Origin of the sequence: Chromobacterium subtsugae, assembly GCF_035919665.1 — a bacterium.
Taxonomy (GTDB): Bacteria; Pseudomonadota; Gammaproteobacteria; order Burkholderiales; family Chromobacteriaceae; genus Chromobacterium; species Chromobacterium subtsugae.
On the sequence record NZ_CP142381.1, the window covers coordinates 4,145,311 to 4,170,865 of the forward strand.

A 25,555-nucleotide genomic window follows, 5' to 3' on the forward strand; every position below is an offset into this window, starting at 1 on the left:
CGCCGGCAAGATTCGAATAATCGTTTGAATAGAGCTTAGACTCTTGACACTAAATAATACGCAAACATAAATCGTTCGCCCGAGGAGAAACACAATGCGTAGTCGCTTGACCGCTCTCGCCCTGGCCACCGCCCTTGCCCTGCCGGCCGCAGCCAACGCTTACAGCAACATCTATTACTTTGGGGACAGCCTGTCCGATGTCGGCGCCTTCGGCGGCCAATCCGGCCTGCCCGCCGGCGCCCGCTGGACCACCGGCTACGGTCCCAACTGGACCAATGTGCTGAGCGGCCATTTCGGCCTGCAATCAGTCGCCAACAACCCGCTCAACGCCACTACCAGCAGCAGCGGCAACAACTATGCCCAGGGCGGCGCCGTCGCCCAAACCTACCAGGCCATCACCCAGTATCCCAACACCTCCGGCAGCAGCGGCTCTGTCGAGCAATACGGCCCGGGCGGCACCCTGCTGATCCAGGAACTGCCGCAACAGACCGCGGCCTATCTCGCCAGCACCGGCGGCAAGGCTGATCCGAACGCCGTTTATTCGGTCTGGATCGGCGGCAACGACGTGATCGCCGCGCTTGGCACGGCCTCCAGCACCAGCGGCCAGCAACTGCTCGGCGCTTCGGCCCAGTACACCGCCGCCAGCGTGCAGGCCTTGGTCAAGGCCGGCGCCAAAACCGTCATCGTGCCCAACCTTCCCAATATGGGCGCCGCGCCGCTGGCGATTTACGCTTCGCTGACCGCAGTCCAGCAAACCGTCAACGCGCAGGTTCCAGGCCTCGTCACCACCACCGCGGTCAACAACGCCTGGGTAGCGGCCTGGCAAGTCATCAGCGCGCAGAATGTCGGCCCCAGCAATTCCGCCGCCGTCATCCAGGCCGCGCTGACCGCCGCCAACACCTCGCTCTCCACCGCCACCGGCGGCGCGGTGCCGGCCGGCAGCGTGGCCACCGCCTACAATGGCAACGGCACGGCTGCCAACCCCGGCGTCCAGCCCAGCCTGCAGCAATTGGCCGCCGGCTACAACCAGCTCACCGACATGACGCTGTCCGGCGCCGGCGTGCAGCACAATATCGTTCGCCCGAATATCTCGCTGCTGTTCCAGGAAATCCTGGCCAACCCCGGTCAATACGGCTTCACCAATACCATCGGCTCCGCCTGCGCCACCTCCGCCATCCAGTGCGCGGCCAATACGCTGCCTGGCCAAAGCTACGTCTTCACCGACCAGCTGCACCCCACTCCGGCGGCCCAGCAAATCATCGGCGACTACGTCTACGGCCTGCTTCAAGCGCCTTACTACGCCGCGGCGCTGCCTGACTCCGCCTTGAACAACGCCCGCCAGCTGGGCGGCGCGCTGGACAGCCGCTACCAGGCCATCCGCTCGCAAAAACGCGCGGTCGGCACCGTCAGCGCCTTTGTCGACGGCGCCTTCAACGACGACAAGATCGGCTACAACAACCTGGCCGCCAAACCGAAGGGCCAGCTGTACACGCTGGGCCTCGACTACCAGGCCAGCCCGGCGCTGAGCATAGGCGTGGCGATGTCGCGCCAGCAGGGCAAGACCGACATCTCCAGCACAGGCACCCCGGGCAGCGTGGACGACCGCACCACGCTGATGTCCGGCCTGGTCAGCTACAACCAGGACAAGTTCTGGATCGACGGCGACGTTCACATCGGCTCCGGCGATCTGGACACCAGCCGCGCCGTCACCCTGGGGCCGACCCAGGTGCAGATCAACGGCAGCACCCGCCAGACCCAGTACGGCCTGCGCATCGGCGGCGGCTACCGGCTGCAGTACGGCAACTTCACCACCGGCCCGGTGGCCGGCCTCGACTACGCCCACGTCAAGGTGGCCGGCTTCGCCGAGCAAGGCGGCAGCAGCAGCATGGCCTTCGGCGGCCAGAACGCCAGCTCGCTGGTGGGACGCGTCGGCTGGCAGCTTGACGCCGACGTCGGCAAGTTCAGCCCCTACGCCAAGGTGAGCTTCGCCCACGAGTTCCAGCAAGACGACCGCAACATCACCGCCGGCCTCACCAGCACGCTGGGCGACTGGACCACCAACATCGGCAAGGCCGACGCCAACTGGATGGAGTGGACCGCCGGCGTCAGCGCCAACTTCAGCAAAACCGTCACCGCCTACGGCCAGTTCTCGGTCACCAGCGGCAGGAGCGGCGGCAATCAGACCGGCGGCAACCTCGGCGTGGCCGTGTCGTTCTGATCGTTGCAGCCATAACGAAACAGGCTCCCGAGGGAGCCTGTTTTTTTGCCTGAACGGCGCGGAGCGGATCAGCCCAGCGCCTTCTCCATCAACGCCTTCACCTGGCCGGCATCCGCTGGCAAGGTCACTACCCGCTGCGGCAGCGACTCCAGACGCTCGAAGCCCGCCGGACGCGGCGGTTCGCGGTCCAGCGCCTCGCGTATGGTTTCGGCGAACTTGGCCGGCAGCGCGGTTTCCAGGCACACCACGGTTTCGCCTTCGCGGCGCAGTTCGCGCGCCACCTTGATGCCGTCGGCGGTATGGGTGTCCACCACCACGCCATCGTCGGCGTCCACCAGGCGGATGGTGGCGATGCGGTCGGCATGCGCGCTTTTGCCGGAGACGAAGCCGAACGCGTCGCGCACCTGGCGCATGGTTTCTCCATCCAGCTGGAAACCGCCGCCCGCGTCCACCTCGGCCCACAATTGCTTCACCTTCGCCCCCTCGCGGCCGACCAGGTCGAACACGAAACGCTCGAAGTTGGATGCCTTGGAAATGTCCATCGACGGGCTGGAGGTGACGTAGGTGCGCTCGCTGCCGCGCGGCGCGTAGCGGCCGCTCTTGAAGAACTCATCCAGCACGTCGTTTTCATTGGTGGCGACGATCAGTCGCTCCACCGGCAGGCCCATCTGCCGCGCCACGTGGCCGGCGCAGACATTGCCGAAATTGCCGGACGGCACGCAGAAGCTTACGGTTTCGTCATTGCTGGCCGTCGCGCGGAAATAGCCGTGGAAGTAGTACACCACCTGGGCGACGACGCGGGCCCAGTTGATCGAGTTGACGGTGCCGATCTTGTGCCGCGCTTTGAAAACGTGGTCGTTCTGCACCGCCTTCACTATGTCCTGGCAGTCGTCGAACATGCCCTGGATGGCGATGTTGTGGATGTTCTCGTCCTGCAGGCTGTACATCTGCGCGCGCTGGAAAGCGCTCATCTTGCCGTCCGGGCTCAGCATGAACACATTGATGCCGCGCTTGCCGCGCATCGCGTATTCGGCGGCGGAGCCGGTGTCGCCGGAAGTGGCGCCCAGAATGTTCAGCTTCTCGCCGCGCTTCTCCAGCACATATTCGAACAGCTGGCCGAGGAACTGCATCGCCATGTCCTTGAACGCCAGCGTCGGGCCATTGGACAGCTCCAGGATGGCCAGGCCGTCATGCAGGCGCTTGAGCGGCGCGATGGCTTCGCTGCCGAAGGTCTCGGCCCGGTAGGCGCGCGAAACGATGCCTTTCAGATCATCCGCCGGAATGTCGTCGGCGAACAGGCGGATGATCTCGAACGCCAGCTCGGCGTAGCCCAGCTGCCGCCAGGCGTCCAGCGTGGCGCGGTCTATCCGGGGATAGCGCTCCGGCAGCAGCAGGCCGCCGTCCGGCGCCAGGCCCATCAGCACGGTTTCGCAAAACGGCAGCGGCGCCATGCCGCCGCGGGTACTGACATATTTCATTGCTGTGGTTCCAGGTATTGGCCGCAGGCGGCGGAGGCTTCCTTCAGGCGCTGCTTGCCGCGCGGATCGTCTTTCTTGATCTGGCCGGTCACCACGCCCATCACCTCTTCCGCGGTGAAAGTGCTGGCCAGCTTCTCGCTGGCGCACTGGCAGTAGCGCTGCACCTGCTCGTTGCCGGGCAGGCCGACGCCGTCGGACGCCGGCGTGCGCTTGACGCAGCCGCGCATCAAGAAGCCCTGCAGCAGCTGGTGCTGGCCGGGGCTGAGCGGCGTGGCCGCCGCGAAACCGGTGAAGAGCGCGGCGCACAGGCCGGCTTGCCAATGCCTAGTCATTCAATTCTTCCATGCGCAGTCGCACCACCTTGCCGGCCACGCTGTCCAGCGCTTCGATGCCGGCGATGGCATGGTTGATCGCCTTCTCCTGCACCCGGTGGGTGAGGATCACCACTTCGGCGGTGCCGTCGGACACCGAGCCTTTCTGGATCAGCGCTTCGATCGAGATGCCGTTCTCGGCCAACAGCCGGGTGATGCTGGCCAGCACGCCGGCGCGGTCTATCGCGCCGATGCGCAGATAGTAGGAGCTGGTGACCTCGGAGATCGGCAGAATCGGCAAGTCCTGCAACTGGTCCGGCTGGAAGGCCAGGTGCGGCACCCGGTGTTCCGGATCGGAGGTCAGCAGGCGGGTGACGTCGACGATGTCGGCCACCACCGCGGAGGCCGTGGGCAAAGCCCCGGCGCCGGCGCCGTAGTACAAGGTCGGCCCCAACGCGTCGCCTTTGACCAGCACCGCGTTCATCACGCCGTTGACATTGGCGATCAGCCGGCCTTCCGGGATCAGCGTCGGGTGCACGCGCAACTCCACGCCGCTGTCGGTGCGGCGAGTCAGGCCCAGCAGCTTGACGCGGTAGCCCAGTTCCTCGGCGTAGCGGATGTCGCGGCCGTCCAGCTGGCTGATGCCTTCCAGATAGCACTGGTCGAACTGCATCGGAATGCCGAAGGCCAGCGCCGCCATGATGGTCAGCTTGTGGCCGGCGTCATGGCCCTCGATGTCGAAAGTGGGGTCCGCCTCGGCATAACCCAGCTTCTGCGCTTCGGCCAGCACGTCGGCGAAGCTGGCGCCCTTGTCGCGCATCTCGGTCAGGATGAAATTGGAGGTGCCGTTGATGATGCCGGCGATCCACTCGATGCGGTTGGCCGCCAGGCCTTCGCGCAGGGTCTTGATGATGGGGATGCCGCCGGCCACCGCCGCTTCGAACGCCACCATCACGCCCTTTTCCTGCGCGCGGGCGAAGATCTCGGTGCCGTGCAGCGCCAGCAGCTTTTTGTTGGCGGTGACCACGTGCTTGCCGTTCTCGATCGCCTTCAGCACCAGCTCCTTGGCGATGGCGTCGCCGCCGATCAGCTCCACCACGATGTCGACGTCCGGGTTGTCGACGATCCGCCGCGCGTCGTCCACCAGCGCCACCTCCGGTCCCAGCGCGGCGCGCGCCTTGGCCAGGTCGCGGCTGGCAGCCTGGATCAGGCGAATCTCGCGGCCGGCGCGGCGGGTAATCTCGCCGGCGTTGCGCTTCAGCACGGTGGCGGTGCCGCCGCCGACGGTGCCGACGCCTAGCAGGCCGATATGGATCGGTTTCATAAATCTGTCTCCGTTCAGTCCCTTGATTTTTTATTCAGGCCAAAGGCCGTCTGGACAGGCGCGTCCTGTCCGGGCGGTCCTCGGGCGGCGGGAATCTGTCCCGCCGCCGCTGCCGGCGCTTAGTCGGCGCTGCCGTGACGCTTGCGGTAGTTCTCCAGGAAACGGGCGATGCGGCCGATAGCCTCCACCAGATCATCCGTATTAGGAAGGAATACCACGCGGAAGTGATCCGGCGCAATCCAGTTGAAGCCGCTGCCCTGCACCAGCAGCACCTTTTCCTGCTGCAGCAATTCCAGGATGAATTGCTGGTCGTCGCCCACCGGATAGATCTTGGGATCGAGCTTGGGGAACAGGTAAAGCGCGCCCTGCGGCTTGACGCAGGACACGCCCGGAATATCGGTCAGCAGCTTGTAGGCCAGGTCGCGCTGGCGCGCCAGCCGGCCGCCCGGCGCCACCAGGTCGTCTATGCTCTGGTAGCCGCCCAGCGCGGTCTGGATCGCGTACTGCGCCGGCACGTTGGCGCACAGCCGCATCGAGGCCAGCATGTTCAGGCCTTCGATGTAGTCCTTGGCGTGCTTCTTCTCGCCGGACAGCACCATCCAGCCGGCGCGGTAGCCGCAGGCGCGGTAATTCTTCGACAGCCCGTTGAAGGTCACCACGAACAGGTCCGGCGCCAACGAGCCTATCGAGGTGTGGCTGGCGGCGTCGTACAGCACCTTGTCGTAGATTTCGTCGGCGTAGATGATCAGCTGGTGCTGGCGCGCCACCTCGACGATCTGCTGCAGCAGCGCCGGCGGGTACACCGCGCCGGTCGGGTTGTTGGGATTGATTATGACGATGGCGCGGGTCGACGGCGTGATCTTGGCCTGGATGTCGGCGATGCTGGGGAACCAGCCCTGCTCCTCGTCGCACAGGTAGTGCACGGCCTTGCCGCCGGCCAGCCCCACCGCGGCGGTCCACAGCGGGTAGTCCGGCGCGGGCACCAGCACTTCGTCGCCATTGTCCAGCAGCGCCTGCATCGCCATCACGATCAGCTCGGACACGCCGTTGCCGACGATGATGTCGTCCATCGCCACATTGGGCAGATGCTTCTGCTGCGCGTAATGCATGATGGCCTTGCGCGCCGCGAACAGGCCCTTGGAATCGGAATAGCCCGACGCCGCCGGCAGATTGACGATCACGTCCTCGATGATCTCGTCCGGGGCGAAGAAGCCGAACGGCGCCGGATTGCCGATGTTCAGCTTGATGATGCGGTGGCCTTCGTCCTCCATCCTCTTGGCGTGCTCGAGCACCGGGCCGCGGATGTCGTAACAGACGTTGGCGAGTTTCTGCGATTTGTGGACTGGCTGCATGGCGGCGACGGCTTCCGTTTCAGGCCGCCCGCCGGATGGGACGGCATGCTTGTGGCGGTGTGGTTGCTGTTTCATGGGATCTCTGTATTCCGCCCGGCGGCTAAAGCCACATTCAGGGCGTGGTCGCTTGAGCCCCGGGTCTGGGTATAATCCTATCCCAATCTTTGGTGCACTGCACGAGCGCCGCCCGATGCGCCGCGCGGTGGCCGCCAACCACTGCCAAGGGAGCCATTCCGATGAAAATGCACCAGTCGCTGGGACAGGGCAAAAACCTGTTCACCGGCTACGGCGACGGCCACGTGCTGATCAATGCCCAGCGCCACGACGGCAACCTGATCGTCAGCGCCGACGAGGTGGCCGCCTGGGCCGCGCCGGACTTTTCCGGCCTCGCCGCCGCGCACTTCGACGCGTTGCTGGCCTACCAGCCGGAAGTGGTGCTGTTCGGCTCCGGCGAAAGCCAGCGCTTCGTCCACCCGCGGCTGTACGCGGCGCTGACCGAGGCCGGCATCGGCGTGGAATGCATGGACACCCAGGCCGCCTGCCGCACCTTCAACATCCTGCTGGCCGAAGACCGCCGCGTGGTCGCCGCGCTGCTGGCGATCTAAACCGCTTCCCCTACCCGCCGCGCCGGCTCGCGGTGGTAGGCCAGCACCACGGCGGCGGCGGCCAGCGCCACCAGCGCCAGCAACGCGAACAGCGCCGCCTGGCTCCAGGCCAGGCCGATCAGCACCCCGCCCAGCCACGGCCCCAGCACCGAACCGATGCGGCCGATGCCCAGGCTCCAGCCTACGCCGGTGGCGCGCAGGCTGGTCGGATAAGCGCTGGCCGCCAGCGCGTTCACCGCCGGCTGCGCGCCTATGATGCAGAAGCCGGCGCCGAACAGCAGCATATGCAGCCACAGCGCCTCGCCTTGCGCCCTGCCCAACAGCCATAAGCCCAGCGCGGCCAACAGAAAGCAAGGCGGCAGCGCGCGGCGAAACCCGGCCCGGTCTATCCAATAGCCGAAGGCCAGCGTGCCTATCACCCCGCCCAGTTGCAGCATGCTGCCCGCCAGCAAGGCATGGCGCATGTCCAGCCCCTGCGCGCGCAACAGCGACGGCATCCAGTTGGACAGGAAATACAGCACGATCAGATTGAGGAAGCTCAGCAGCCACAACAGCAGCGTGCGCCGGGCCAAGCCGTTGCGGAACAGCTCGGCCACCGGATTGCTGCGGGCCGGCCGCTCCGCCAGCCATGGCCGAATACCCGCCGGCAGCGACGGCTCCATCCTGCGCAACCAGGCCTCGGCCTGACCGGTCCGATCGCGCAGCAGCAGAAATTTGGCCGACTCCGGCAAGCCGCGCCACATCGGCAGCCACAGCAGCAGCGGCGCGACGCCGCCGACGATGAACACCGAGCGCCAACCGTGCGCGGGAATCAGCCAGGCCGCCAGCAAGCCGCCCAGCAAGGCGCCGGCGGTGAAGCCGCAGGAAATGAGCATCATCAGGCTGGCGCGCCGCCGCGCCGGGCTGTACTCGCCGGCCAGCGCCATCGCGTTGGGCATGATGCCGCCCAGTCCCACCCCGGTGACAAAGCGCAGCGCAATCAGCTGCGGCAGATTGGCGGCACCCGCGGTCAGCAGCATGCCGGCGGAAAACAGCAGCGCGCAGCCCAGCAGCACCGGGCGGCGGCCAATGCGGTCGGCCAAGGCGCCGAACAGCAAGGCGCCCAGCATCAAGCCAAGCAAGCCGGCGCCGAACACCGGCCCCAGCGCCGATTTGGCGATGCCCCAGTCCTCCAGCAGCGCGGGCGCGACATAACCCATCGCCTGCACATCGAAACCGTCCAGGATCATGCACAGCCCGCACAAAACCAACAGCCGGTACTGAAACCCGCCCAGCGGCCGCTCGTCCAGCCACTTGCCCAACTCCATCTCCATGCCCGCCCCTTCAATATGCGAATGTCAAAGCAGCATCGAAGAAAGGCGAGGATGGGTCAAGTTGCGGCGCAGCACACACTCAAGCGGATGCTATCCATGCATGAATGACAAAGCAATGGCCACGCCATCGCAAATCATCAGTTGCATCCGCTGCGCGGATAATATTTTAGGTGGCGGTTCCGCCCGCCAAACAGGCCAGGGGCTGTGCGGCCAGCCCTGTCGCTGAGCGAATCGAAGATTCGCACGCAGAGGCGATCCCAGGCCGCCCCTCAGTCCGCGAACCCCCGGCAAAAAACGCCTGGCCAGGAGCCGCCGAAACTACATGCGTGCGCATCTTTGATTCGCTCAGCGGTACGCGCTAACGTCGCGCGGCGTCGAACAAATCGGCGGCTTAAAACCTGGCCAGACGCTTTTTTGCCGGCGCGTGCCGAAGGGGGTATGGTCGCCGATCAGCCATCTACCCGAACGCCAAAACCGGCAAACGTCCGCTGCTTTGTCGCCAAAGAAAATGCCGCTCGCCAAATAGGCAAACGGCATCGATGCAGACGGGCTCCGCCCCCCTCCTCGGATCAGCCTCAGTGCAGCTTCAACGCCGGCCGCGCCGCGCGCCGCAGCTTGTCGCCGATGAACAGCAGGATCGCCAGCGCCCAGCCGTGCACCGCCGCCTGGTGCATCCGGTACAGCGACGCGTAGATCAGCTTCGCGCCGCGGCCTTCCACGTGGTAGTCGCGCTTCGGCCCCACCACCGCCGCCAGGCTGCCCACCGCGGTGTGCTTGCCCAGCGACACCATCATGCCCTGCGGCTTGAAGACAAACGGCCGCGCCGGCTTGTCGTCCAGCCTGCGCGCCAATTCGTCGGCCAGATAGCGCGCCTGCTGGTGCGCCACCTGGGCGGTGGCGGCCAGCATGCGGCCGCTGTCGCCGTCCGGCGCCGCCGCGCAGTCTCCCATCGCGTATACGCAGTCGCCGCCGGCGCAGTGCAGCCGGGTATCCACCACCAGCTGGTTGACGCGGTTGGTCTCCAGGCCGTCCAGGCCGGCCAGCCAGCCCGGAGCTTTCACCCCGGCCGCCCACACCGTGATGTCGGCGTCCACCTTGCGGCCGTCTGCCAGCGCCACGCCGTCCGCCTCCACCGCCGCCACCCGGCTGTTGGTCAGCACCTGGATGCGCTTGCCGGCCAACTGCTCCTCGGCGTAAGCCGACAGCGTCGCCGGCGCGGCGGCCAGGATGCGCTCCGCGCCTTCGATCACGCTGATCCTCACCCGCTCCGGCTGCAGCCGCGCGCCGTAGTGGTGCAATTCGCACATGGTGTGGTTCAGCTCGGCCGCCAGCTCCACGCCGGTGGCGCCGCCGCCGACGATGGCGATGGACAGCGCGCGCGCCGGCGCATCGCCGCTGCTGGCGCGGAAAGCCTGCTCCAACACGCGGTGGCGCAGCTTTTCGGCGTCGTTGGGCGTGTTCAGGAACATCGCGTGCTCGGCCACGCCCGGGGTGCCGAAATCGTTGGCCTCGGCGCCGACGGCGATCACCAGCCAGTCATAGCTTATCTCGCGCTCCGGGCTTAGCTGTTGGCCGTCGCTGCCCGGTATCGCCGCCAGGCGGATGCTGCGGCGCGCCTGGTCCAGCCCCTGCATATAGCCGAACTCGAAGTCGTAGCCGTTGCGGTAGCCGTGGGCGAAGTAGTTGACCTCGTCCTCGCCGGTGTTCAGCGCGCCGGTGGCCACTTCGTGCAGCAGCGGTTTCCAGATATGGGTGGGCGAGCCATCCACCAGCACGACCTGCGCGCGGTGGCGGGCGCCCAGCGTGCGGCCCAGCCGGGTGGCCAGCTCCAGCCCCCCGGCCCCGCCGCCGACGATGACGATGCGCGGCAGCGCCGCGTTTCGGCTTAGCATAAGCAACTCCTTATTAGTGGTATTTTTTGCCAAGGTTACCGCATTTTCCCCATCGCCAGACGCCTACCGCGATAATTAGCGCGTCGCCATGGCAGTATCCTGCCGATCCATCCCAAAGAAAAAGCCGCCCATTCGGCGCGGAATGGACGGCTTGTTCACGGTCGGCATGGCAGGTTTACCACAATACCTTGGCCAGCAATCCCGCCAGCAAAATGGCGATCAGCATCAGCAGGAAATTCTGCCGCTTCTGTTCGCGCATCAGCTGGATGTAGCCCTCCACCAACAGCTCGGTCTTGGCCGAACCCAGCGCCTCATTCAACTTGCGCGGCAGCGTCGGCAGCGTGGTCGCCCATTGCGGCGCTTCATTCTTCAGCGTGCGCAGCAGGCCGCGCCAACCCACCTGTTCGTTCATCCACTTGGTGAGGAAGGGCTTGGCGGTGTCCCACAAGTCCAGCTCCGGATCCAGCTGGCGGCCCAGGCCTTCGATGTTCAGCAGCGTCTTTTGCAGCAGCACCAGCTGCGGCTGGATTTCCACATTGAAGCGGCGGCTGGTCTCGAACAGGCGCAGCAGCACCATGCCGAACGAAATCTGGCTCAGCGGCTTTTCAAAGATCGGTTCGCACACGGTGCGCACCGCCGCTTCCAGCTCTTCGGCGCGGGTATCCTTCGGCACCCAGCCCGATTCGATGTGGGCGGTGGCGACGCGGTGGTAGTCGCGGTTGAAGAAGGCCAGGAAGTTGACCGCCAAATAATGTTTGTCGGTGTCGGTCAGGCTGCCGACGATGCCGAAATCCAGCGCGATGTAGCGGCCATCCGGCGCGACGAAGATATTGCCCGGGTGCATGTCGGCGTGGAAGAAGCCGTGGCGGAACACCTGGGTGAAGAAGATCTCCACGCCGAAGCGGGACAGCTTCTGCAGATCCACGCCGGCCTCGCGCAACCGCTCCACCTGCCCCACCGGGATGCCGTGCATCCACTCCAGCGTCAGCACGTCGCGGCTGGAGTAGTCATAAAACACTTCCGGCACGATCAGCTGCTGCGAGCCCTTGAAATTGCGCCGCAGCTGCGAGGCGTTGGCCGCCTCGTGCATCATGTCCAGCTCGTCGTGCAGGTATTTGTCGAATTCGGCCACCACTTCGCGCGGCTTCAAACGCTTGCCGTCGGAGAACAGCTTCTCCACCCAGCCGGCCAGCGTGCGCATCAAGGACAGATCCTGCTCGATCACCGGCAGGATGCCCGGCCGCAGCACCTTGACCGCCACTTCGCGGCCGCGGCTGCCATCGGGCTGGCGCAGCCAGGCCTTGTGCACCTGGGCGACCGAGGCGCTGGCCACCGGCTTGAGGTCGAAATCGACGAACAGCTCCTCCACCTTGCGCCCCAGGCTGTTTTCCACCACCTGGCGGGCGATGTCGCCGTCGAACGGCGGCACCCGGTCCTGCAGCCGCGCCAGTTCGTCGGCGTACTCCGGCGGCAGCAGGTCGCGCCGGGTGGACAGCACCTGGCCGAACTTGACGAAGATCGGCCCCAGGCTCTCCAGCGCCAAGCGCACCCGCTCGGGCAGCGGGGCGCGGATGTCGCGGCCCACCGGGCACAACGCGAACAAGCGGTGCAAAAAGGCCAGTTTGGAATGGCCCTCGAGGAAATCGTCCAGACCGTAGCGGTACAGGGTGGCAACTATCTTCAGCGAACGCGATATCGACATAAAGTCCGTCAGGTCGGGGTATTCGGTTTATTGAGCGCGGCCTCCAGCCGCGCCAGCCGCTTATCCAGCCGGCCGGCGTCGTCGCGCAGATGGTCCACTTCGGACACGAAGCGCTGCACCAGGCGGCGGCTGGCCAGCACCGGCGCTTCCTCGCGCAGGTGTTCCACCCAGTTTTCCGCCAGGCGGAAAGCCAGCTGGCCCTTGACGCCGAACAGGCCGCGCGCCAGGGTTTCCATCCGCTGCGCCGCCACGTCGCCGAACAGGCGCGACAGGTCTTCGCCCGCATGCCAATGCAACTGGCCGACGATGCGGCCCAGCGCGGCGGCCAGCTCGGCGTCGCCCTCCAGCGCGATGTCGGACAGTTGCGGCGGCTGCCCGCTCAGTTGCGACAGCACCGCGCCGTGGCGCAGCTTCAGCCTAGCCTCCGGCTCGCCCTCGCAGGCGGCCAGCCAGCCATCGTCGGTGATCACCCCTGCCACATGCAAGGGCGGCAAGGCGATCGTCACGCGGCGGCCGGCATGGGCGGCTAGCTCGGCGCGCCGCGCCGGATGCTGGTTTAAAAGATGATTGAAGGCGGCGATGGTCAGTGCCATGGATATCCTCCCGCTAAACCCGCCAGCGCCAATGCCAGGGCTCGTACAGATAGCCGCAGGCATTGTCGCGCGGGTAGCTCAGATGAAAGCCGAAAACCGCGGCGCGGCGGTTCAGCCAGGCGAAAGCGGCGGTGGTTTCGAACGTTTCCTCCAGCGGCGGCGATCCCGGCGCGCCGATATCGACGGCGCAGCCGGTATGGTGCTCGCTGAAACCCGGCGCGGCGCTGGCTTGCAGGATATCGTCCAAACTCAAGCCGCGCGCCAGCTTGGCGGCGACGATTTCATGCTGCCGCGCCACGCTGCGGAAAGCGGACAGCAGAAACATCTCCACGCCATCCTCAGCCGCCGCGCGTCGCATCGCCGTCCAAGCTTGCGCCGCCGCGGGCGTGAGGTGAAACTCGCGCCCCTCGGCATTGGTTTCCGCCAGCGCCAGCTCCGCCGGCTCGGGATGCGTCTCCAGCCCCCGCGCCAGCAAGCTGGCGGGATCTATCCCCAGTTCAGCCAGACGCGCCGCCAGCTCGGCCTGCATCAGAACTTGAAGCCCTTGTGCAGCGCCACCACGCCGCCGGTCAGATTATGGTAGTCGGCCTTGCCGAAGCCGGCGTCCAGCATCATCTGTTTCAGCGTTTCCTGATCCGGGTGCATGCGGATGGATTCGGCCAGGTACTGGTAGCTGTCGGCGTCGTTCGCCACCAGCTTGCCCATGATGGGCAGCGCCTTGAACGAGTAGAAGTCATAGAGGGGCGACAGCGGCTTCCACACCTTGGAGAACTCCAGCACGAACAGCTTGCCGCCCGGCTTCAGCACCCGGCACATTTCCTGCAGCGCCGCATCCTTGTGGGTCATGTTGCGCAGGCCGAAGGCCACCGACACCGCGTCGAAGTAATTGTCGGGGAAGGGCAGCTTCTCGGCGTCGGCCAGCGATACCGGCAGGATCACGCCTTCGTCCAGCAGGCGGTCGCGGCCCACGGTCAGCATCGAGCTGTTGATGTCGGTCAGCCACACTTCGCCGGTCTTGCCGACGCGCTTGGCCCAGCCGCGCGCCAAATCGCCGGTGCCGCCGGCGATGTCCAGCACCTTGTCGCCGGCGCGCACGCCGGAGGTGGTCAGCGTGAAATGCTTCCACACCCGGTGCAGGCCGCCCGACATCAGATCGTTCATCACATCGTACTTGCCAGCCACCGAATGGAAGACTTCGGCCACTTTGCCGGCCTTCTCGCTTTCATCGACGGTCTTGAAACCGAAATGCGTGGTCTTGTCCATGCTCACTCCCTGCTCGCGCCGGCGGCGGCGAGCTTGTCCAGATATTCCTGCCAGTACTGGTCGCGCTTGGCGCCCAGTTCGTATAGATAAGTCCAGCTGTAGAGGCCGCTGTCGTGGCCATCGTCGAAGGTGATCTTCAGCGCGTAGTGGCCGACCGGCTCCAGCGCCGTGATGCCGACCTGCCTCTTGCCGGCCTGCAGCGTTTCCTGGCCGACGCCGTGGCCGCGCACTTCCGCCGACGGCGAATGGACGCGCAGGTATTCGCAGGGCAATTCGAAACGGGCGCCGTCGTCGAAGGCGATTTCCAGCATCTTCGACACTTGGTGCAGCTGGATTTCCACCGGCTGGGCGGCTTGGGGGGCGACTCCGGACATGGTCTTGCTTTCTATGGGTTCTGCCGCGGCGCCAGGCGCCGCGCTTTGCATACAAGGAAACCTTAGCCCTTTTTCTCCAGCAGCATCGCGTCGCCGTAGCTGAAGAAACGGTACTCCTTCTCCACCGCGTGGCGGTAAGCCTGGAAAATTTCGTCGTAGCCGGCGAAGGCCGACACCAGCATCAGCAGCGTCGATTTCGGCAGGTGGAAATTGGTCAGCAGGCGGTCCACCACGCGGAAGCGGTAGCCCGGCGTGATGAAAATGTCGGTCTCGCCGCGGCCGGCGGCCAGTTCGCCGCCGCGCGCCGCCGATTCCAGCGCGCGCACGCTGGTGGTGCCCACCGCCACCACGCGGTTGCCGCGGGCGCGGACGCGGGCGATGGCGTCCACCGTCGCTTGCGGGATCTCATAGATCTCGCTGTGCATCTTGTGCTCGGCCACGTTCTCCACCTTCACCGGCAAGAAGGTGCCGGCGCCGACGTGCAGCGTGACGAAGGCGGTTTCCACGCCCTGCGCCCGCAGCTGCTCCAACAGCGCGTCGGTGAAGTGCAGGCCGGCGGTCGGCGCCGCCACCGCGCCCTGTTCCCGGGCGTAAACGGTCTGGTAGCGCTCGTCGTCGTCGCCCTCGGCGCTGCGTTCTATATAAGGCGGCAGCGGCAACTTGCCGGAAGCCTCCAGGATGTCGAACAGCTTGTCCTCGGCCAGGAAGCGCAGCTTGAACAGCGAGCCCTGGCGCTCCAGCATTTCGGCCTCCCAGCGGCCGGCGAAGATCAGCCGGCTGCCCGGCTTAGGCGATTTGGACGAACGCACGTGCGCCAGCGCGGTGTGGTCGTCCAGCACGCGCTCGATCAGCGCTTCTATCTTGCCGCCGCTGGCTTTTTCGCCGAACAGGCGGGCGCGGATCACGCGGGTATCGTTGAATACCAACAGGTCGCCGGCCTGCAGTTTGGTCGGCAGATCGGCGAAGGTCTGGTCGGACAGGTTCATGCCGTCCACGTGCAGCAGGCGGCTGGCGCCGCGCACCGCGGGCGGATGCTGGGCAATCAATGCCTCAGGCAGGTGATAATCGAAGTCGGAGAGCTGCATACGGAAACAATCAATCAGAATCGGCAAATTATACCCGCGCCCACCTTCCCGGCACAGTGCCGCGCGTCACATCGCCGACGCACACAGCTTGACCCATGCCGATATTCCATTTACATATTGCAAACATGCCACACCGATTTTCCCCTTAAAATCTAATGCTTTCACTCTAAAACCAGTTCTCGGCCGTTGTCCGCCTCGCTTAAACAGCCGTTTTAAATTCCGCAAATGCTGGACATTTTGCGGCGAATTGCGGCAAACTCGCGGCCAAGATGAAAAACAGGAGTCAGGCTTTGAGCCGATCCATCCTTGTGCTGCACGGCCCTAACCTCAATCTGCTCGGGGTGCGGGAACCTCAACACTATGGCCGGGACACCCTTGACGACATCAACCAGCGCTTGGCCAAACAGGCCAAGGCCGCCGGTTTTTCCCTGTCGGCGCTGCAAAGCAATGCCGAACATGTATTGATAGAACGCATACACCAATGTCTGGATGACGGCACCGCCTTCCTCCTGATCAACCCGGCGGCGTTCACCCACACCAGCGTCGCGCTGCGAGACGCGCTGGCCGGGGTCAAGCTGCCGTTCATTGAAGTACATCTATCCAACGTTCACGCCCGCGAACCGTTCCGCCAGCATTCCTATTTTTCCGACCTGGCGGTCGGCGTCATCTGCGGGCTGGGCGCCCACGGTTACGAGCTGGCGCTTGCGCACGCCGTACGGCATCTTGCCGCGCAAGCCTGACCACCGTTACAGAACATCCCATTCGAAGGATTGACAATGGACCTGCGTAAACTGAAAAAACTGATCGACCTGGTCGAAGAGTCCGGCATCGCCGAACTGGAAGTGACCGAGGGCGAGGAAAAAGTCCGCATCACCCGCGTATCCGCCAGCCAACAGCAGGTTTACGCGCAGCCGATGCCCCAGATGTACGCCGCCCCGGCCGCCGCGGCTCCCGCCGCCGCCGCCGCAACCGATGCCGCCCCGGCCGCGGCTCCCGCCGCCGCCAGCGACAAGAACGCGATGAAGTCGCCGATGGTCGGCACCTTCTACCGCTCGCCTAGCCCGGGCTCCAAGTCCTTCGTCGAAGTGGGCCAGAGCGTCAACGCCGGCGACACTCTGTGCATCATCGAAGCGATGAAGCTGATGAACGAGATCGAAGCCGACCGCTCCGGCGTGGTGAAAGCCATCCTAGTGGAAGACGGCCAGCCGGTGGAATACGGCGAACCGCTGTTCGTCATCGAGTAAAACCCTCGGACGACATCGCGAGATTCAGGGCACGGCCAAGGTCTGTGCCCTTGTCGTTTGACGTGACAGCAACGGCTCCCCGGGCAAGCGTCCGGCCGGGGCCAGATCGCGGAGAAATTCCATGTTCGAAAAAATTCTGATCGCCAACCGTGGTGAAATCGCGTTGCGCATCCAGCGCGCCTGCCGTGAAATGGGCATCAAGACCGTGGTCGTGCACTCCGAGGCCGACCGCGAAGCCAAATACGTGAAGCTGGCAGACGAATCCGTCTGCATCGGCCCCGCGCCCAGCGGCAAGAGCTATCTGAACGTGCCGGCGCTGATCGCCGCGGCGGAGGTGACCGACGCCCAGGCCATCCACCCCGGCTACGGCTTCCTGTCGGAAAACGCCGACTTCGCCGAGCGCGTCGAGCAATCGGGCTTCGTGTTCATCGGCCCGCGCGCGGAAACCATCCGCGCCATGGGCGACAAGGTGTCGGCCAAGCACGCGATGATTGAAGCCGGCGTGCCCTGCGTGCCCGGCTCCGACGGCGCGCTGCCGGACGATCCGGCTGAAATTTCCAAGATCGCCAAGAAGATCGGCTACCCGGTGATCATCAAGGCCTCCGGCGGCGGCGGCGGACGCGGCATGCGCGTGGTCCACTCCGAAGGCGCGCTGATCAACTCGGTGCAGATGACCCGCACCGAAGCCGGCGCCGCGTTCGGCAACCCCACCGTATACATGGAAAAGTTCCTGCAGGAACCGCGCCACATCGAAATCCAGATTCTGGCCGACGAATACGGCAACGCCATCTATCTGGGCGAGCGCGACTGCTCGATGCAGCGCCGCCACCAGAAGATCATCGAAGAAGCGCCGGCCCCGGGCATCACCGACAAGCAGCGCGAGAAGATCGGCGAAGCTTGCGCCGAAGCCTGCCGCCGCATCGGCTATCGCGGCGCCGGCACTTTCGAATTCCTGTTCGAAAACGGCGAGTTCTACTTCATCGAGATGAACACCCGCGTGCAGGTGGAGCATCCGGTAACCGAAATGATCACCGGCGTCGACATCGTCCAGGAACAGATCCGCATCGCCGCTGGCGAAAAACTGCGCTATAAGCAAAAAGACATCGTTTTGCACGGCCACGCGATGGAATGCCGGATCAATGCAGAGGACCCGTTCACCTTCGTGCCCTCCCCGGGCAAGATCGAGAGCTACCACCCGGCCGGCGGCCCCGGCATCCGCATCGATTCGCACATCTACCAGGGCTACACCGTGCCCTCGCACTACGATTCGATGGTGGGCAAGCTGATCGCCTACGGCGACACCCGCGAGCAGGCGATGGCGCGGATGCGCGTGGCGCTGTCGGAAATGGCGATTTCCGGCATCAAGACCAATATCCCGCTGCACCAGGAGCTGTTCCTCGATGCGGCCTTCCAGCGCGGCGGCACCAGCATCCATTATCTGGAGCACCGCCTGCAGCAGAAAAAAGGGGAAGCCTGATGGCCTGGTTGCAAGCCACCATTGATTCCGACTCCGCCGTCGCGGAAAAGCTGGCCGACGCGCTGATGGACGCAGGCGCCTTGTCCACCGCGATTGAAGACGCCTGGGCCGGCACCGACCGCGAGCAGCCGATCTTCGGCGAGCCCGGCGAGCCGGTGGACCAATTGTGGAGCCAGAGCCGCATCATCACCCTGTTCGACGAAAACGCCGACGTCGCGCTGTTGATCGCCGCCGCCGCCAACGCCTGCCAGCTGGCGATGCCCGGCTACAGCGTGGAGCGCGTCGAAGAGCAGGACTGGGTGCGCCTGACGCAGTCGCAGTTCGAACCCATCCGCATCTCCGACCGGCTGTGGATCACCCCGACCTGGCACGACGCGCCGGCGCCCGACGCGGTCAATCTGCAGCTGGACCCGGGCCTCGCCTTCGGCACCGGCAGCCACCCCACCACGCGGCTGTGCCTGCAGTGGCTGGACAAGCAGCTGCAAGGCAATGAAAGCGTGCTCGACTACGGCTGCGGCTCCGGCATTCTGGCCATCGCCGCGCTGAAGCTGGGCGCGGCCTCCGCCGTCGGCATCGACATCGACGCCCAGGCGGTTCGCTCCAGCGCCGACAACGCCGCGCAAAACGGCGTCAAGGCCGATTTCTTCCTGCCGGACGCCAATCCGCAAGCCCAGTACGACGTGGTGCTGGCAAACATCCTGGCCAATCCGCTGCGCATGTTGGGCGAGCTGCTGTCTAGCCATGTCAAAACCGGTGGTAGAATCGTCCTTTCCGGCATCCTCGCCGAACAGGCCGACGAACTGTCCGCCATCTACAGCCAGTGGTTCGAGATGGACGCGCCGGTGTTCGACGAAGGATGGACTCGATTGACAGGAACCCGACGCGCCACGGTATGACATATACGACACAGTGCCCCAACTGCCAGACCCGTTTCAAGGTCAATGACAACCAGCTAGCCGCTGCCAACGGCCTGGTGCGGTGCGGGCGCTGTTCGCATGTGTTCAAGGCGCCGGATCATTTCGTCGTCACGCAGCCGGCTCCCGAGCCGGCTGTCGCCCAGCCGGCGCCCGCTCCGGAGCCGGCCGCCGAACGCGACCCCATCGACGACTTCGAGCTGGAAGTGCCGGATTTCGATCCGCAAGGCAATCATCCCGACATCGACATCCCCGCCGACAATCCGCTGATCGCCCCGCCGCCGTCCGCGATGCCGGCGGCCGAGCCTGAACCCGAAGCGGCGCCGCAGGCGGAAATGGAAGAATTCCAGCGCGCGCTGGCCGAGGCGATGCAAAACCGCCAGGCCACCGCGCCGATAGGCAACCCCTTCGACGATCCGCAGCCGATCGCCGCCGCCGAACCGGAAGTCTTCGGCCGCCGCCGCCGCGCGGAAGCGCTGCCGGAGCCGGAAAGCAAGCCGGCGCGCGCGCCTATCGAAGAAGAGCCGCTGTTCACCGACGCCGACGCCGAGGAAGAAGCGGAAGCCGCCAGCCACCAACCCGCCGGCCCCTGGCTCAACGGCGTGCTGGCGGTGCTGGCGGTGATCGGCATCCTGTTCCTCGCCGCGCAGCTGGTCTACATCAACCGCACCCGCATCGCCGCCGAAGTGCCGGAAATGCGGCCGGCGCTGGAAAGCATGTGCCGCGCGCTGGATTGCCAGGTGCCCTGGCCGACCGACATCGCGCTGATCCGCACCGAATGGTCCGAGCTCGCCTTCGTGCCGGACTACCCCAACCTGATCCAGTTGTCGGCCACGCTGAAAAACCACGCCCAGTACGCGCAAGCCTTCCCGATGCTGGAGGTGACGCTGAAGGACAGCGACGACCAGGTGCTGATCCGCAAAGTGTTCGCGCCCAAGGAATATCTGAAGCCGGACGATCTGAAGCTGGGACGCTTCAACCCCAACAGCGAGGCGAAGATCACCATGCGGCTGGATGCCGGCAAGGTGCATGCGATGGGTTACAGCCTGTACTGGTTCTATCCCTGACAGCGGCGCCTCCCGGCGCCGCCAGGCCTCACTCCTCCTCCATCCGGAATGCGAACTCCTGCGTCAGGCTGGCGCCCGGCGTGCAGCGGTATTCGCGCAAGGCTTTATTGATCTCGTAGCGAAAGCCGCTGCGGTACTGCGGCGGAATCTGGCGCCAATCCGCGCTCTGGATGCCGGCCACCGTGCCGTCGGCCCGGGTCTGGAACATCACCTTGACCACGCCGCCCACCTCGTCGCGCAATGCCTTCAACGGGTAATCCGGCGCCTCCTGATGCGAGCAGCCCGCCGCAACGGCGCCGGCCGCCATTCCGGCGGCCAACAGGCCGGCCAGCCATTTCGTTTTCCGCATATCCATCTCCTTCCCATACCGTCCGGCGCAATCGCCGCGCCGGCTTCCGTTATGGAACTGATATGGATATTTTCTATTAGAACATTTTCAACACCCCGCCCCTCCCGCAGTCGCGGCGAGCCGGCTATCGCTGCGCGCCGTCATCCGGCACGAATCTCAACTTGAGTTGAAGGTTGGCATTGGGCCGGCATCGATATTCCTCCAGCATGGCGTCGAGCGCCAAACGAAAATCCTCGCGGTAAGCCTCGGGAATCGTCGCGGAAAACACCATGCTTGCCCGGCCGTCGTAACGGCCGCGGGCATCGGTGTGAAAAACCAGCGTCACGTCGCCTGCGATCTTGTCCATCTCGGCCCGTATCGGATACGCCGGCGCCGCCATGTGCCGGCAATTCGCCTCAAGGGCGAATGCCGGCAGACTCAAGCCCGCCGCGGCCACCGCCAACAAGCAAAACCTGCGCACCGCCGTCCTTCCTTTCCTGCCTTGCTCGCGGCCTCCTCGGCCTTTCAAGCGAAGAACTCCGCCAGATAATCGACAAACACCCGCACCTTGCCCGGCACATGCCGACGCACCGGGTAAACCACCGACAGGTCCAGGCAATGCCAGTTGTAGTCCTGCAGGATGGCTACCAGGCTGCCCTCGGCCAAAGCCTGCTCCACCAGGAAGCGCGGCTGCAGCACGATGCCCATGCCGTTGATGGCCGCATCGGTCAGCACATCGCCGTTATTGGCCTTCAGCGGCCCCTTCACCCTCACCTTGTCGCGGCTGCCATCCGGCGCCTGGTAGTCCCAGACATTGGGCTGCGACGTCAGCGCGTACAGCAGGCATTGATGCGCGGCCAACTCCGACGGATGCGCCGGCGCGCCGTGGCGGGCGAGGTAGGACGGCGCAGCCACCAGCAGATCGTCGATCTGCGCCAGCCGGCGCGCCACCAGCGTGGAGTCGCTGAGGTTGGACACCCGCAGCGCCAGATCGAAGCCCTCTTCCACCAGGTCCACCCGCCGGTCGTTGAGGCTGAGCTCCACTTCTATCTGCGGATGGCGCTGGTGGAAGCCGCCGATGATGCGGCCCAGGTAGCGCATGCCGAAGGACACCGGCGCCGACACCCTGAGCCGCCCCACCGGCTCGCTGGCGCCGTGCGACAGCAGCGCGTCCAGTTCGTCCAGCTCCGCCAGCAGGCTGCCCGCCTGCGACAGATAGGTTTCGCCGGCCTCGGTCAGCGACAGTTTGCGGGTGGTGCGGTGCATCAGCCGAGCGCCCAACCGGTTTTCCAGCGAAGCCACCAGCTTGGTCACCATCGCTCGCGACAGCTCCAGCCTGTCGGCGGCGGCGACGAAGCTGCCCAGCTCGGCCACCGCGACGAAGGCGCGGATTTCAGAGAAGCGGTCCATATTATTTCTTAAAAATGAACAATGATTTTCAATTTGCCGTATTTATTGAATATAAAGCCGATGGTCAAATAACGCCATACCCAATCTGACCTGGAGCTTTTCATGAATCGACTGCAAAACCCCGCGCTCGCCGCCCTGCTGCTGCGCCTGTCCCTCGGCCTGATGTATCTCGCCCACGGCGCGCTGAAGCTGTTCGTGTTCACTCCCGCCGGCACCGCCGAGTACTTCGCCAGCCTGGGCCTGCCCGGCTTCTTCGGCTATGTCGCCATCGTGATCGAAATCGGCGGCGGCCTGTTGCTGCTGGCAGGCGTCAAGGCGCGCTGGGTCGCGCTGCTGTTGATCCCGCAATTGCTCGGCGCCATCGCGCTGGTGCACGGCGCCAAGGGCTGGATGTTCACCAACGAGGGCGGCGGCTGGGAATATCCCGCCTTCCTGATCGCCGCGTCGCTGGCGCTGTTCCTGCTGGGCGAACCGGCCCGCAGCCAATCCGCCGCCCGATAAGCAATCCATCCCCCAAGGCCCGCCGTCCAGGCGGGCTTTTCGCATTGCCGCCGCCGTTTTAGAGTTGCCATACAAAAATGCAACAACGCCTTCCCGACCCGCATTTTCGCCAAGCCCGCAAGAATCAAGCGCTATTTCCATAGAGCCGAAATGGATGTTGCGCCGCAGCATGCAATCCGGACAATTCTGACTTGCACATTTTCTTGATTGCCATCAAGCTGCTGCGTGATTTGTCTGTAGTTTAACTACAAAGTTGGCAAGATACGCATCAGCCAGGTCGCCGCGGCTGCCTGGCGAAAGCCTGTATATAATTGTCGGAATCTTGTCAGAACAAGCCAAGGCCCCAGTAGAAGCTCAAGGGGCCGCCCGCTGGAACAAAACTAATCGGCTTGATTGACGCTCGTAATAAAACGACTGGAATTATCCACGAATTGAGGAGTGACTCATGGGCACCACCGCACCAAGACTCGACGTTCTGGCCCCCCTTTCCGGGTGGCTGGTCCCCTTGGACAGCGTCCCGGACCCGGTATTCGCCGGCAAAATGGTCGGCGACGGCATCTCGCTCGACCCCACCTCCGGCAGCCTGCTGGCGCCGGTGGCCGGCGTGGTCAGCAATCTGCATTCCGCCCATCACGCGCTGACCATCACCACCGCCGAAGGCGTGGAAGTGATGGTGCACATCGGCATCGACACCGTGATGCTGAAGGGCGAAGGCTTCTTCCCGCTGGTCGAGCAGGGCCAGCAGGTCAGCGCCGGCCAGGCCGTGATCGACTTCGACATCGACCAGGTGGGCCGCCGCGCCGCCAGCCTGCTGACCCAGATCATCGTCACCAATGGCGACAGCGTGCACAGCATGCAGCCGGCCCAGGGCATGGTGAACGCCGGCCGCGACGTGGTGCTCAGCCTGACGCTGGCCAATGGCCAGGCCGCGGCGCAAGTCCAGAGCGGCGAGCCGCAGCTGTCGGCCGCCATCGCCATCGGCAACCCGGCCGGCCTGCACGCCCGCCCGGCCGCGGTGTTCGCCAGCAAGGCCAAGAGTTTCTCCTCCGACATCCAGCTGATCCTCGCCGACAAGGAGGCCAACGCCAAATCGGTGGTGGCCGTGATGGGCCTGGCCACCAAGCTGGGCGACGCGGTGCGCATCCGCGCGCAGGGCACCGACGCCGCCATCGCCATCGCCGAACTCACCCAATTGCTCAACGAGCGCTGCGGCGAGAAGGCCGACGAGGCGCCGACCGCCCCGGCCGCCGCGCCGATCGCCATCCAGCAACAGGATAGCGATAGCCAGCTGGCCGGCGTCGGCGCTTCGCCCGGCATCGCCATCGGCCGCATCGTCCATCACCGTCTGCAGGAATTCGACGTGCCCGAGCAGGGCAAGGGCGGCAATGTCGAGCAGCAGGCCTTCGCCCGCGCCGCCGAAGAGGCCGCGGCCCAGATCGAGCTGGTCAAGGCCCAGCTGTCCGACCCGGCCAAGCAGGCCATCCTGTCCATGCACCAGGAACTGCTGCAGGACCCCGACCTGCTGGCGCTGACCTATACCGGCCTGGCCGAAGGCAAGTCAGCCGGCTGGGCCTGGCGCGCCGCCTTCAGCGCCTACTCCGCCCGCCTGGAGGCGCAGGACAACCCGCTGCTGCGCGAACGCGCCAATGACATCCGCGACGTCGGCCGCCGCGTGCTGGCGCTGCTGGCCGGCGTCAAGCAGGCCGCGCTGGAATTGCCGGCCGGCTCCATCCTGATCGCCGAGGATCTGGCGCCCTCCGACACCGCCGCGCTGGATCCGTCCAAGGTGATGGGCTTCTGTACCCGCACCGGCGGCGCCACCAGCCACGTCGCCATCCTGGCGCGCTCGCTGGGCATTCCGGCGATCTGCGGCATCTCCCAGGCCGCGCTGAAACTGCCGGAAGGCCGCCAGGTCATTCTCAACGGCAGCGAAGGCACGCTGGCCATCGCGCCTAGCGCCGACGACCTGGCCGCCGCCGAGCGCGAGATCGCCCGCCTGGCCGAGCGCCGCGCCGCCGAAGCCAAGGGCTCGATGCAGCCGGCGCAAACCCGCGACGGCGCGCGCATCGACGTGGTGGCTAATATCCGCAACGCCGCCGACGCGCGCGAAGCGGTGGCCAAGGGTGCCGAGGGCGTGGGACTGTTGCGTTCCGAATTCCTGTTCGACAACCGCGACACCGCGCCGACCGAGGCCGAGCAGGCCGCCGAATACTGCGCGGTGGCCGAGGCGCTGGGCAAGGAACGTCCGCTGGTGGTGCGCACGCTGGACGTGGGCGGCGACAAGCCCTTGTCCTACCTGCCGCTGCCGAAGGAAGACAACCCCTTCTTGGGCCTGCGCGGCATCCGCGTCAGCCTGGATCGTCCCGACCTGTTGCGCACCCAGCTGCGCGCCATTCTGCAAGCGGCTCCGCTGACCCAGCTGCACATCATGTTCCCGATGGTGGCCTCGCTGGAAGAGCTGCGCGCCGCCAAGGCGGTGCTGGCCGAAGAGCAAGCCGCGCTGGGCGTCGCCGACGTCAAGGTCGGCATCATGGTGGAAGTGCCTTCCGCCGCGGTGCTGGCCGCGCGCTTCGCGCCCGAGGTGGACTTCTTCTCGATCGGCACCAACGACCTGACCCAGTACGTGCTGGCGATGGACCGCGGCCATCCGCAGCTGGCCAAGCAGGCCGACGCGCTGCACCCGGCGGTGCTGAACATGATAGCGATGACCTGCGACGGCGCGCGCGCCCACGGCAAGTGGGTGGGCGTCTGCGGCGGCCTGGCCTCCGACGAACGCGCCGCGCCGCTATTGGTGGGCATGGGCGTCACCGAGCTGTCGGTCAGCACTCCGGCCGTCGCCTCGGTGAAAGCCACGCTGGCGCGCTGGAGCCTGGACGAGTGCCGCGAGCTGGCCCGCGCCGTGCTGGCGCTGTCCACCGTCACCGACGTCCGCCACCACCTGAACCAACACGCTCGTTAAAAGAATAAGCCTCGGCGCGGCAAAGTCCGCGGCGCCGGACGGGGAGACCATCGGGGCGACCCGGTGCCGTCCGGCGCCATGCCAGCGGATTTGGCGCGCCTAGGGCTTTATAGAGGGGACGGCGTCACAGCCGCTCGACATTCCA

Annotated in this window: 24 protein-coding genes; 9 read left to right on the forward strand and 15 right to left on the reverse strand. The window is 65.7% G+C overall.

All coding sequences use genetic code 11. The annotated features are described in order from the left end of the window. The first annotated feature begins 94 nt into the window (after positions 1-94). A complete protein-coding gene (locus U6115_RS19695; protein WP_080509617.1) occupies positions 95-2,218 on the forward strand; it encodes an autotransporter outer membrane beta-barrel domain-containing protein in 2,124 nt (707 codons plus the stop codon). 68 nt (positions 2,219-2,286) lie between these two features. On the opposite strand, the gene thrC is transcribed toward U6115_RS19695, so the two are convergent. From thrC to U6115_RS19715, 4 genes are all read right to left on the reverse strand, one after another. Further along, positions 2,287-3,696 carry a threonine synthase gene (gene thrC, locus U6115_RS19700; protein ID WP_043580368.1) on the reverse strand — a complete coding sequence of 470 codons (1,410 nt, stop codon included), beginning with the start codon at positions 3,694-3,696 and terminating at the stop codon, positions 2,287-2,289. Further along, complete coding sequence (locus U6115_RS19705) at positions 3,693-4,028, reverse strand: hypothetical protein (protein ID WP_043580365.1); 336 nt, start codon at positions 4,026-4,028, stop codon at positions 3,693-3,695. The genes thrC and U6115_RS19705 overlap by 4 nt, the downstream gene beginning before the upstream one ends. Next, the gene (locus tag U6115_RS19710) at positions 4,021-5,331 is read right to left on the reverse strand and encodes a homoserine dehydrogenase (RefSeq protein ID WP_043580363.1); all 1,311 of its coding nucleotides are present in this window, start codon (positions 5,329-5,331) and stop codon (positions 4,021-4,023) included. Before U6115_RS19710 ends, U6115_RS19705 begins: the two co-directional genes overlap by 8 nt. A gap of 119 nt (positions 5,332-5,450) precedes the next feature. Continuing rightward, positions 5,451-6,683: a pyridoxal phosphate-dependent aminotransferase gene (locus tag U6115_RS19715; RefSeq protein WP_043580360.1), complete on the reverse strand. Its 1,233-nt coding sequence runs from the start codon at positions 6,681-6,683 to the stop codon at positions 5,451-5,453. Positions 6,684-6,919: 236 nt separating this feature from the next. On the opposite strand from U6115_RS19715, the gene U6115_RS19720 reads away from it, so the two are divergent. Then, the gene (locus tag U6115_RS19720) at positions 6,920-7,288 is read left to right on the forward strand and encodes an Mth938-like domain-containing protein (protein ID WP_043580357.1); all 369 of its coding nucleotides are present in this window, start codon (positions 6,920-6,922) and stop codon (positions 7,286-7,288) included. On the opposite strand, the gene U6115_RS19725 is transcribed toward U6115_RS19720, so the two are convergent. The 8 genes from U6115_RS19725 to queA all read right to left on the reverse strand — a co-directional run bounded on the left by U6115_RS19725 (position 7,285) and on the right by queA (position 15,510). Then, positions 7,285-8,601 (reverse strand): MFS transporter, encoded by a 1,317-nt coding sequence (locus tag U6115_RS19725; RefSeq protein ID WP_230623444.1) that lies wholly within the window; start codon positions 8,599-8,601, stop codon positions 7,285-7,287. The genes U6115_RS19720 and U6115_RS19725 overlap by 4 nt on opposite strands. Before the next feature lie 575 nt (positions 8,602-9,176). Beyond that, positions 9,177-10,493, reverse strand: a complete 1,317-nt coding sequence (locus U6115_RS19730) for an NAD(P)/FAD-dependent oxidoreductase (RefSeq protein ID WP_043580355.1) — start codon at positions 10,491-10,493, stop codon at positions 9,177-9,179. Between the two features lie 175 nt (positions 10,494-10,668). Further along, positions 10,669-12,195, reverse strand: coding sequence for a ubiquinone biosynthesis regulatory protein kinase UbiB (ubiB, locus tag U6115_RS19735; RefSeq protein ID WP_043580353.1), 1,527 nt, complete (start codon positions 12,193-12,195; stop codon positions 10,669-10,671). An 8-nt stretch (positions 12,196-12,203) separates the two neighbouring features. After that, positions 12,204-12,788 (reverse strand): ubiquinone biosynthesis accessory factor UbiJ, encoded by a 585-nt coding sequence (locus U6115_RS19740; RefSeq protein ID WP_043580352.1) that lies wholly within the window; start codon positions 12,786-12,788, stop codon positions 12,204-12,206. 13 nt (positions 12,789-12,801) lie between these two features. Then, positions 12,802-13,317, reverse strand: a complete 516-nt coding sequence (locus tag U6115_RS19745; RefSeq protein WP_043580350.1) for a M15 family metallopeptidase — start codon at positions 13,315-13,317, stop codon at positions 12,802-12,804. Next, the gene (gene ubiE, locus U6115_RS19750; RefSeq protein WP_043580348.1) at positions 13,317-14,051 is read right to left on the reverse strand and encodes a bifunctional demethylmenaquinone methyltransferase/2-methoxy-6-polyprenyl-1,4-benzoquinol methylase UbiE; all 735 of its coding nucleotides are present in this window, start codon (positions 14,049-14,051) and stop codon (positions 13,317-13,319) included. Before ubiE ends, U6115_RS19745 begins: the two co-directional genes overlap by 1 nt. 2 nt (positions 14,052-14,053) lie before the next feature. Beyond that, positions 14,054-14,425, reverse strand: a complete 372-nt coding sequence (locus U6115_RS19755; protein WP_043580565.1) for a gamma-butyrobetaine hydroxylase family protein — start codon at positions 14,423-14,425, stop codon at positions 14,054-14,056. A 62-nt stretch (positions 14,426-14,487) separates the two neighbouring features. Next, positions 14,488-15,510, reverse strand: a complete 1,023-nt coding sequence (gene queA / locus U6115_RS19760; protein WP_043580346.1) for a tRNA preQ1(34) S-adenosylmethionine ribosyltransferase-isomerase QueA — start codon at positions 15,508-15,510, stop codon at positions 14,488-14,490. Between the two features lie 269 nt (positions 15,511-15,779). Here queA and aroQ point away from each other — a divergent pair, with 269 nt between their 5' ends. The 5 genes from aroQ to U6115_RS19785 all read left to right on the forward strand — a co-directional run bounded on the left by aroQ (position 15,780) and on the right by U6115_RS19785 (position 20,212). After that, on the forward strand, positions 15,780-16,250 hold the full coding sequence (gene aroQ / locus U6115_RS19765; protein WP_173427798.1) for a type II 3-dehydroquinate dehydratase: 471 nt from the start codon (positions 15,780-15,782) through the stop codon (positions 16,248-16,250). 36 nt (positions 16,251-16,286) lie between these two features. Further along, positions 16,287-16,754, forward strand: a complete 468-nt coding sequence (gene accB / locus U6115_RS19770; RefSeq protein ID WP_043580341.1) for an acetyl-CoA carboxylase biotin carboxyl carrier protein — start codon at positions 16,287-16,289, stop codon at positions 16,752-16,754. A gap of 121 nt (positions 16,755-16,875) precedes the next feature. Continuing rightward, positions 16,876-18,231, forward strand: coding sequence for an acetyl-CoA carboxylase biotin carboxylase subunit (gene accC / locus U6115_RS19775; protein ID WP_043580339.1), 1,356 nt, complete (start codon positions 16,876-16,878; stop codon positions 18,229-18,231). After that, complete coding sequence (gene prmA / locus U6115_RS19780; RefSeq protein ID WP_043580337.1) at positions 18,231-19,127, forward strand: 50S ribosomal protein L11 methyltransferase; 897 nt, start codon at positions 18,231-18,233, stop codon at positions 19,125-19,127. Before accC ends, prmA begins: the two co-directional genes overlap by 1 nt. Continuing rightward, on the forward strand, positions 19,124-20,212 hold the full coding sequence (locus tag U6115_RS19785; RefSeq protein WP_043580335.1) for a DUF3426 domain-containing protein: 1,089 nt from the start codon (positions 19,124-19,126) through the stop codon (positions 20,210-20,212). Before prmA ends, U6115_RS19785 begins: the two co-directional genes overlap by 4 nt. 28 nt (positions 20,213-20,240) lie before the next feature. Here U6115_RS19785 and U6115_RS19790 read toward each other — a convergent pair whose 3' ends face one another. The 3 genes from U6115_RS19790 to U6115_RS19800 form a co-directional block, all read right to left on the reverse strand. After that, positions 20,241-20,561 (reverse strand): hypothetical protein, encoded by a 321-nt coding sequence (locus tag U6115_RS19790; RefSeq protein WP_052258394.1) that lies wholly within the window; start codon positions 20,559-20,561, stop codon positions 20,241-20,243. Positions 20,562-20,685: 124 nt separating this feature from the next. After that, on the reverse strand, positions 20,686-21,069 hold the full coding sequence (locus U6115_RS19795; protein WP_146008444.1) for a hypothetical protein: 384 nt from the start codon (positions 21,067-21,069) through the stop codon (positions 20,686-20,688). After that, positions 21,066-21,950 carry a LysR family transcriptional regulator gene (locus U6115_RS19800; RefSeq protein ID WP_043580333.1) on the reverse strand — a complete coding sequence of 295 codons (885 nt, stop codon included), beginning with the start codon at positions 21,948-21,950 and terminating at the stop codon, positions 21,066-21,068. The genes U6115_RS19795 and U6115_RS19800 overlap by 4 nt, the downstream gene beginning before the upstream one ends. Before the next feature lie 102 nt (positions 21,951-22,052). Here U6115_RS19800 and U6115_RS19805 point away from each other — a divergent pair, with 102 nt between their 5' ends. Both U6115_RS19805 and ptsP read left to right on the forward strand, forming a co-directional pair. After that, entirely contained in the window at positions 22,053-22,451 is a 399-nt protein-coding gene (locus U6115_RS19805; protein WP_043580331.1) for a DoxX family protein, read from the forward strand. Between the two features lie 445 nt (positions 22,452-22,896). Then, positions 22,897-25,410, forward strand: a complete 2,514-nt coding sequence (gene ptsP / locus U6115_RS19810; protein WP_043580329.1) for a phosphoenolpyruvate--protein phosphotransferase — start codon at positions 22,897-22,899, stop codon at positions 25,408-25,410. The last annotated feature ends 145 nt before the right edge of the window (positions 25,411-25,555 follow it).